This window comes from Paucibacter sp. PLA-PC-4 (assembly GCF_026241155.1).
Classification (GTDB): Bacteria; Pseudomonadota; Gammaproteobacteria; order Burkholderiales; family Burkholderiaceae_C; genus Roseateles_E.
The window spans coordinates 1-1,672 of sequence record NZ_JAPFGP010000050.1; the positions used below are offsets into that span (position 1 = coordinate 1).

Genomic DNA, 1,672 nt, shown 5'->3' on the forward strand with positions numbered 1-1,672 from the left:
CCCCCCGCGTCAAAATACTTGTCGCCCCGATAGAACGATGAACCTGGGGGCGCAGTGAGAACGAGTTGGCAAGGTACGGACAAGCATTCAAGGACAGAGCGGTAGCACGCATGCTGCCGCCGGAGAGCGCATCGCCAGAGGCGGTGTCGCGTGAGATTGGGATTGGCGTGGACACGCTGGAGCGCTGGCGTGCCGAGTCGCTGACCAAGCCGTTGGATCGGCGCGAGTGGACGGCTGCCGCGCGACTGGAAGCTGTGATTGCGACTGCGGCGATGGACGAGGCCACGCGCAGTGCCTGGTGCCGGGAGAACGGCGTGTATCCGCAGCAACTGCTGGAGTGGCGCACGAGTGCCATGCAGGCATTGGCAGCCCCGGAAGAGGCCCGCGCGAGCCCATCGCAGACCCGGGAGGACCGCAAGCGCATCAAAGAGCTTGAGCGCGAAGTGCGGCGCAAGGACAAAGCCCTGGCAGAGACGGCAGCGCTGCTGGTACTTTCAAAAAAATGCGAGGCGATCTTCAGAAGGAACATGGAGGGCGAGGACGAATGATCGTCCTTGAAGATCGCCAAGAGCACGCCCGAGACATCCAGGCGGCCCGCGAAGCCGGAGCCCGCTTGCACCAGGCCTGCGCGGTGGCGGGCATCACCGCACGCACCCTGCAGCGCTGGAATGCTGGCCAAGGCCTTGAATCGGGCGATGGCAGGCCTGGGGCCGTGCGGCCGACGCCCTCCCACGCGCTGACCGAAGCCGAGCGCGCAGAGGTGCTGCGCGTGGCCAACGAGCCGCGCTTCGCCGATATGCCGCCGGCGCGCATCGTGCCGATGTTGGCCGACGAGGGCGTGTACATCGCCAGCGAGTCCACCTTCGCTCGCGTGCTGCGCGCTCAGGGCCAGATGCGCCACCGCGGTCGCGCCAAGGCGCCGCGTAAGAGTCGGCCGCCGACCACGCACATCGCCACGGCGCCTCGGCAGCTGTGGTGCTGGGACATGACGTTCCTGCCCACGCAAGTTGCCGGGCGCTGGTTCTTCCTGTACCTGATCCTGGACGTCTACAGCCGCAAGATCGTGGGCTTCGAGGTGCATGAGGACGACGACAGTGATCACGCCGCGCGGCTCGTGCAGCGCACGGCACTGTCGGAGGGCATCCATGCTCTGCCACGCGAGGAGCGGCCCGTGCTGCACGGCGACAACGGCGCCACGCTCAAGGCCACGACGGTGCTGGCGATGCTGTGGTGGCTGGGAGTGAAGCCCTCGTACTCGCGCCCTCGCGTGAGTGACGACAACGCCTTCGTGGAGTCGCTGTTCCGCACGGCCAAGTACCGGCCGGAGTTCCCGGACAAGGGCTTCGTCGACCTCGATGGCGCGCGCGAATGGGCGCGCAAGTTCGTGCATTGGTACAACCACGATCACCGCCACAGCGGCATTCGTTACGTGAGCCCGGCGCAGCGGCACGACGGCGCGGATGTCGCGATCCTCGCGGCCCGGCACGACGTGTATCTCAAGGCCCGGCAGCGCAACCCGGCGCGCTGGTCACGCCATACACGGAACTGGTCGCACGTCACGGCCGTCACGCTCAACCCGGAGCGCGAATCGGTCGTCACTGCGGCCTCGCGTTCCCGAAATACTCAGCCATTGGCTGCATGAATGAGGCGACAGGTAGCTTGACGCGCGCCG

The 1,672-nt window shown here is 67.0% G+C and carries 1 protein-coding gene; it reads left to right on the top strand.

Annotated elements, in window-relative coordinates; translation table 11 throughout:
• The first annotated feature begins 65 nt into the window (after positions 1-65).
• A protein-coding gene (locus OOZ63_RS28790) for an IS3 family transposase (protein WP_266009305.1) occupies positions 66-1,642 on the top strand; the annotation gives its coding sequence in 2 pieces (ribosomal slippage) (positions 66-504 and positions 504-1,642; 1,578 coding nt in all).
• The last annotated feature ends 30 nt before the right edge of the window (positions 1,643-1,672 follow it).